Annotated in this window: 7 protein-coding genes; 4 read left to right on the top strand and 3 right to left on the bottom strand. The window is 48.5% G+C overall.

Annotated features, from left to right (window positions below):
* Window positions 1-12 precede the first annotated feature (12 nt).
* The 3 genes from ACLFWI_RS23785 to ACLFWI_RS23775 form a co-directional block, all read right to left on the bottom strand.
* Complete coding sequence (locus ACLFWI_RS23785; protein WP_446414983.1) at window positions 13-330, bottom strand: hypothetical protein; 318 nt, start codon at window positions 328-330, stop codon at window positions 13-15.
* 31 nt (window positions 331-361) lie between these two features.
* Entirely contained in the window at window positions 362-1,159 is a 798-nt protein-coding gene (locus tag ACLFWI_RS23780; RefSeq protein ID WP_446414982.1) for an alpha/beta fold hydrolase, read from the bottom strand.
* Between the two features lie 329 nt (window positions 1,160-1,488).
* Window positions 1,489-2,517 carry a chlorophyll a/b binding light-harvesting protein gene (locus ACLFWI_RS23775; protein WP_446414981.1) on the bottom strand — a complete coding sequence of 343 codons (1,029 nt, stop codon included), beginning with the start codon at window positions 2,515-2,517 and terminating at the stop codon, window positions 1,489-1,491.
* A 503-nt stretch (window positions 2,518-3,020) separates the two neighbouring features.
* Between ACLFWI_RS23775 and ACLFWI_RS23770 the strand changes: the two genes are divergently transcribed.
* The 4 genes from ACLFWI_RS23770 to feoB are packed head-to-tail and all read left to right on the top strand — an operon-like array spanning window position 3,021 to window position 6,610.
* Window positions 3,021-3,278: a DUF7219 family protein gene (locus ACLFWI_RS23770; protein WP_446414980.1), complete on the top strand. Its 258-nt coding sequence runs from the start codon at window positions 3,021-3,023 to the stop codon at window positions 3,276-3,278.
* A gap of 27 nt (window positions 3,279-3,305) precedes the next feature.
* Window positions 3,306-3,578 carry a hypothetical protein gene (locus tag ACLFWI_RS23765; protein ID WP_446414979.1) on the top strand — a complete coding sequence of 91 codons (273 nt, stop codon included), beginning with the start codon at window positions 3,306-3,308 and terminating at the stop codon, window positions 3,576-3,578.
* Between the two features lie 46 nt (window positions 3,579-3,624).
* Entirely contained in the window at window positions 3,625-4,290 is a 666-nt protein-coding gene (locus ACLFWI_RS23760) for a FeoA family protein (RefSeq protein ID WP_446414978.1), read from the top strand.
* Entirely contained in the window at window positions 4,283-6,610 is a 2,328-nt protein-coding gene (feoB, locus tag ACLFWI_RS23755; protein WP_446414977.1) for a Fe(2+) transporter permease subunit FeoB, read from the top strand. The genes ACLFWI_RS23760 and feoB overlap by 8 nt, the downstream gene beginning before the upstream one ends.
* The last annotated feature ends 328 nt before the right edge of the window (window positions 6,611-6,938 follow it).

The following is a 6,938-nucleotide window of genomic DNA, read 5'->3' as shown; positions in this document are numbered from 1 at the left end:
AAAGACATCGGCTTATTGATGGTTAATGGGCAAACATGTCGAGGTGTGATTAGTTGTCGTTTTGGCACAAAAACATGGGGAATGTACACCGTTAGATCGAGGCGATGTAGCGATTGGTTCGTAGTCTAAACAACCAATTGCTTCTTCCGATAAAGCCTTGCTAGGATGCACGGTACATTTGAGGCGATAATCTCCGGTAAAAAAGGCACATTGGCTACAAGGAACTTGATGCAATCGTTTGAGTCGAGTTATCCCATCTCGAACAGCGGCGCAGATGGATAAGCACAAGATGACGAGTAGGCTACAGATCAGAATTGGACAGAGAATCATGGGCAAATTAGTGATCAGTACAGAAACTTGACTAAGCATCATTACCTCGCGGAAACGGTTTAATTCCAATAGATTTATACTGTTCAGCTGGATGAATTTCTAATTGATAAGGAGTTGAAGAGGATAAACCCAGAGATGTCCAGAAATTTACTATTTGCTCACTCACTTGTTGCGGATGAAAGTAATGAAAAAAGTATTGTCCATTAGCACATTGCCAGAGGCGATCATTCTGTTTTAACCAGGGATACCATCCCAGGAGTAAATCCGAGTCAATGACGACATCATCACGGCTACCACAAACTAACAAGGGAACCGGGGATTCCGCCGCTGGAATACTCAGGCGCTGATATAACGAATGAGGGGATAATGAACTGATTAAATCCTGCTTGAGAACAGGTATGAGTCTTCGTACCATCAGGGGACAGTGACAGCCAAACAGGTTGTAAACCATCTGCGTTAACACAACGTCGCGGGGTAGGAGCAGCATTTGGCGTTGAATATAGTAGTGTGCTTGCCAATCCACCGCCGGATAAACGCCGACTGATAGAAGCGTTAGCGATCGCACAAGTTCAGGATAGCGATGGGCATATAGTAGTCCTAACAATCCGCCTGTGCCATGTCCGAGAAGATGCCGGGGGCGATCGCCCTGCTTGAGATAGTCATGGAGTAATACCAAGGCGGCGTCTAGAGACGTCGGTTCGTCCAGTGTTTGGTGATAGTGCCACCGAGCGATCGCGCCATATTCAGACAGATGACTCAGTAAGGGACGATCAAATCGTGCTAAAGCTGGACTGACATTGAGCCAAAGTGCATCGGGAAATTTAGACATTTCAACAACCCAAGAAAAACGCTATGTTTGAACCTTGATCCCTCAAGCTGTTTTCTGACAAGACTGTTTGGGCTTGGCTGGGATCGCTAATCGAGATTTACAACTGAATTTAGAGGAATAATGTTCTGGCAAGAATGAGCGGCACGGATCGGACAAAATTGGCATGGATTGACGACAATCTAAGCAGTACCAATACAGTCCAGTTCGACCGATGTGTTGTAGTAATCTTCCCGAACAACAAGGACAATTCATAATCTTATTGGTGTATTTGTTTTAAAGAAAGAGGGGCTTCAAGCATCCCTAGAAACCCCTCATGGTGTGAGGAACACTTAAACTTCAACAGAATTTAATGCCCGCTCCACGCGGCGGAAATCAAAGCCAATAGCTCGCAGGGCGTGCCACAAATGCCCTTGCAGGAAAAAGAATGCCAGGAAAAAGTGAGCATTGGCGAGCCAGCAACGCGATGTATGTTCGCCTAGGGGCAATTTAACTGTATCGGCAAAATAAGGCACAATCCCCAGTTTCACCTCTAAGGGAGCGCCGTAAAACTCAACCGGATAGGCTAGGGTATTGACAGCACAGAAATAGGCAGCGACAAACCCCGCTAATGCAATGCCACCCAGGGAATAGGACAAAATTGCCTCGCCGGAAAAAATCAACACTTTCTTAGTCCAATCGAAAGGTGGAACTAAAATGTGCCAGATACCCCCCGCAATAAGCATCACGCCGACATAAATATGCCCTCCGACCAAGTCTTCTAAACTACTGATACTGGCAAAGTGGGTTTGGTAGCCGTAGATAACCAGAGGATCAAGCGTCGGTTGGGTAATTAGGCGCACGGTTTGAGTCGTTGCATCATAAAGTCCCCCCCAGTACATCGCTTTGACAACGAGTAATAATGCCCCTGCTCCTAAAAAAAGCAGATGATGTCCCAGAATTAGCCCTAACTGTTTCGGGTTGTCCCACTCAAAATGAAACCTCTTTGCCCAACCCTTGGCGTCTTTTAAGTTTTCCGGCGCTTTAAACGTGTGAAATAGCGCCCCGGCTGCCAAAACCCCTGATGAAATCAAATGAACTGCACCCACGACAAAGTAGGGATAGGTATTGACAATTTGACCGCCATCGCCAACGCCTAATCCCAGGGTTGCCAGATGGGGGAGCAGAATTAGCCCTTGTTCGCCCATCGCCAGGGTGGGGTCAAACCAGGATATCTCAAACAGGGTGAATGCTCCTGCCCAGAAGGTGATTAGGGCAGCTTGAGCAACGTGGGCGGCAATAAATAAGCCAGAGAGATCGGCAAATCGGGCATTGCCTGCCCACCAATCGTACTTTACGTCTGGATTGTCGTAGGTTTGCATAAGTCTGTTCGTTGATTGAGGTGTGCAAGTTGTTGCGAAAGATATTCAACAACATAGCGCTAATTTATAGAAATTATCAATAAGCTAGTATTAAGTTTTATGACAAAACTGACCCGCTCAGGTTTTGGCAACCCGTTCAATCAACGTGATTGTCAGGGTTTTCTGACTTAGGCTGAGTTCACACCAGCCCAACTCTCTGATTGGAGCTGTAATGAGACAACAATAAACTAACAATTTTTCTCAACTGATTGTCGGATTAACAGAAGTGGTTTTCCGAGCTAATCACGCACTCTAAAAATACCTACACTATTGAATCTGCGGGAGCCAGCTAAGAGACCTAGCATGCTAGGTCTCTTAGCTGGGGGAGATAAAAATAGGTAATCTTCTACCGGGAAGGGAGTAATGCGATCGCGCCACGATCAGGTTCACTTGACAATCAGGTAAAATTGAGGTTAAGTAATCTGTAATTAGAAATTAATTGCAATAATCGGGGAGCGGTAGCCATGCAGCAATCCAAACACAACTTTCTGTTTCCCCATGCCCGTTATCGCGGAGCCGTCAAGCCGGAGCATCTGGTGCTGAATGCCAATCTGCAAGAGTTTGCCCAGCGAGTCAGCTATATTTGCAACTTGCAAACGGCGGGTAAATTGTCTCCCGATCAGGCGTTTGAGCAGATCGAGTCCCTTTGGCATCAGTTGCAACAATGTCAATCCCAGTTGAGTATAAACGAGCTGGAGAATATTCAAGGGTATGGTTTGTAGGGGCGGGTTTGACAACTATCCTTTCCTTTGACCCCAGATATAACTCAATCCGCCCAGACGGTTCAAAAGCACGTCTCTACATGCACCCCCGTCCAGTCTATTGCGATCGCGTATCATTTACTTTATTATCTAGAAGACAATTATTTGAATCTAATGCCCTCAACTTGGACGGGAATGGAGCCAAGGCGTCCGGCACAGGAAAAAACCTCCAAGCCTCAGTCTCGTAGGTATACTACCTGCCTCGGCTCTTCCCCATCCCGCCAGCCCAAACCCGAATTAATTATTAAAAAAGTTTACTAATAAACTTAAATCGTTATAGAACAATACTCTTGATCAGGAGCATGCAATGGCAGCCAACAAAGACTCAAATCACCGACGCCAACGCAACCGACAGCGTAAGGGGTGGGGGTTTTCTTTTTTTGGACAAACATCCGAAGCCTCTAGGGACGAAGACAACATGGTTGAGTTCTATGAGGACTTAGCCCATAAGCGGTTCGATGCCGAGACTAATTTCCCCTTAGCGATGACCAGTGCTGGCGATCGCGTGTCGATTATCGGGTTCAAAGGCAAAGGAGGTATCAGTCACCTTCTGAGTCTAGGGTTAACACCAGGTATCCAAGTTCAAGTGGTGAGCTGCGTTCCCAGTGGCTCGGTGATAGTCGCCTTCGGGGATAACCGCATTGGTTTGGGGGCGGGTATGGCGAACAAAATTCTGGTGACTCAACCCGATCAAGTTAACTCTTGGAAACAGGGAAAAGCAATGAATACAGACACATATCTCCGCAATTTAACCGTAGGTAGCAAAGGGCGTATTGTTGGCTACGAGAAAACGACTGGAGGTTATAAGGGCAGATTGCTAGCCATGGGATTGACACCCGGAACCGAGTTCACTGTGATCCGCCATGCGCCCCTAGGGGACCCGATTGAGATTGAAGTAAGGGGATTTAACTTGAGCTTACGCCGACACGAAGCCGATGTCCTTTGTATTGAAGAGGTGAATGAGAATGAATAAGTGGACAATTGCTCTAGTTGGCAATCCCAACTGCGGCAAAACTACCCTGTTTAATGCGTTGACTGGTGCCTCCCAGCGCGTCGGGAATTGGCCCGGAGTTACCGTTGAGCGCAAGGAAGGGAACTATCGCGATCGCGACGACGAGAGTATTACCGTTGTTGATTTACCGGGCGTCTATTCCTTGGATGCTGAAGACCAAGACAGTGGACTCGATGAAATCATCGCCAGAGATTACCTGCTCACTGGCGCAGCCGACTTAGTTGTGAATATCGTTGACGCTTCTAACTTGGAGCGGAACCTGTATCTGACGACCCAAATTATGGAAATGCGCCTACCCTTGGTGGTGGCGCTGAACATGACCGATGTGGCGCAGGATCGGGGTATCCGCATCGATACCGTTCTCCTATCAGAACGCCTGGGTTGTCCGGTAACACCATTAGTCGCATCGCGTAATGAAGGTGTGGCGATTCTGCGGGATACGATCCATCAGAACCTGCACAACCCAGTCAAACCCCACGGCTATGTGGCATATCCCCCCGTACTCGAAGACGCGATCGCTCAGGTGATGCCCATTGTCATCGAACAAAGTCCTGACCGAGCCGTTGAACCTCGCTGGACAGCGCTGAAACTGCTAGAGTACGAAGACCGGATTGCGCCTGAGTTGAGAGGACAGGAGTTAGAAAAACAGGTGGTAGAGCAGCGCCGCAAGATTCATCAGGTGCTGGGCGAAGATATCGATATTATCGTTGCCGATAGTCGCTACGGCTTTGTGCGTCAGCTGGTTAATGGGGCGATGGAACGCACCCGGGAAGTCAGCAATAATTTGTCTGACCGAATCGATAGTGTGGTGCTCAACCGCGGGTTCGGTCTACCGATCTTTCTGGTGGTGCTGTACCTGATGTTTGTGCTGACGATTAATGTTGGCGGTGCTTTTATTGATTTTTTCGATATCTTGACGCTGACGATTTTTGTCGAGGGTTTCGGCGAGTTACTCAGCACGATTGGTACACCTGAATGGTTAAAAGTTCTGCTGGCTGAGGGGCTCGGTGGCGGGATCGAGACAGTGGCGACGTTTATCCCGATTATTGGTATCTTGTTTTTGTGCCTTTCTGTCTTGGAAGACTCCGGGTATATGGCGCGAGCCGCGTTTGTCATGGATCGCTTCATGCGCTTTGTTGGTCTGCCCGGGAAATCCTTTGTGCCGATGTTAGTGGGTTTCGGCTGCAATGTGCCAGCGATTATGGCAACCCGCACCCTAGAAAATCAACGCGATCGCTTGATGACTATTGTCATGAATCCGTTTATGTCCTGTGGCGCACGACTACCGGTTTACGCTTTGTTTGCGGCGGCGTTTTTCCCGGTAGCGGGTCAGAATATTGTCTTTGGACTTTACTTGATTGGCATTGCTATGGCGGTGTTCACGGGGTTGGTCTTGAAAAATACGCTGTTACAAGGTGAAGCCTCGCCCTTTGTCATGGAACTCCCACCCTACCATCTACCGAATCTTAAAGGGGTGTTATTGCGTACCTGGGATCGGCTCAAAGGGTTTATGCTGCGGGCAGGGAAAGTTATCGTGATTATGGTGATGGTGTTGAGCCTATTGAACTCAATTGGGACTGATGGCTCCTTTGGTCAGGAGAACACGGATAAGTCGGTTCTCAGTTCCATCAGCCGCTCAATCACTCCTGTCTTTGCACCGATGGGGTTACGGCGAGACAATTGGCCCGCGACGGTGGGGATTTTTACCGGGGTTTTTGCTAAGGAAGCGATGGTGGGTACACTTGATTCCCTTTATGGTCAACTGGGAGCAGAGGTAGAGCCAGAAACACCAGAAACTTTTGACTTTTGGGGAGGAATTGGTGAAGCGTTTGCCACGATCCCAGCCAATTTAGCCGAGGTTCCTGGCAATCTGCTTGACCCCCTGGGTATATCTGTGGGTGATGTGAGTAATATTGAAGCGGCGGCTGAGGAGCAAGACGTCGCCACGGGTACGTTTGGCGCTATGGTTCAACGCTTTGATGGTCGAGCGGCGGCGTTTGCGTATTTGCTGTTTGTGCTGATGTACTTCCCCTGTGTCGCCGCTACTGCAGCTATCTACCGGGAAACTAACGTAGGATGGACTGTGTTTGTGGCGGCTTGGACGACGGGACTTGCCTACTGGAGTGCTACGTTATTTTACCAAGGGGCAATATTCCCTCAGCAACCGGGTACTTCCCTGGCGTGGATTGCGGGATTAGTGCTGGTCATGGCGACCACTATTGGGGGTTTTAAGATAGCACAACCCGTTCGCCGGAACAGGCGTCAGATGATCAGCAATTAGATCGGGTTTGCTGAATAACTGGACTTTGGACAAACAAAGTGCGATCGCGGTTGGGAATCTGGTGTTTTTTGATCGGGTTTCAGGTTAATATTAAGATATGATGTTGGGACATAAAACCCAATGTAGGGGCGGGTTTAGGGACAAAATTAATGGAGTCACCAATCACCTTTCTACAAAACCCGCCCTGACCCAATCTTTCACATTTTTTTGGTGCGATCGCGGTTGAGAATAAGGTGGGTTTGGTTGTCCAGTTTGGGGTTAATCGATTGCCGTTCGGTGGGGAGGGCGGGTTTTGTTGTTCCGTTATCGGTGGGGAGGGCGGGTTTTG

It is taken from the genome of Coleofasciculus sp. (assembly GCF_046539235.1).
Taxonomy (GTDB): domain Bacteria; phylum Cyanobacteriota; class Cyanobacteriia; order Cyanobacteriales; family Coleofasciculaceae; genus Coleofasciculus.
The sequence above is the reverse complement of the archived record's forward strand: the minus strand, read 5'-3'. Positions and strand labels throughout refer to the sequence as shown.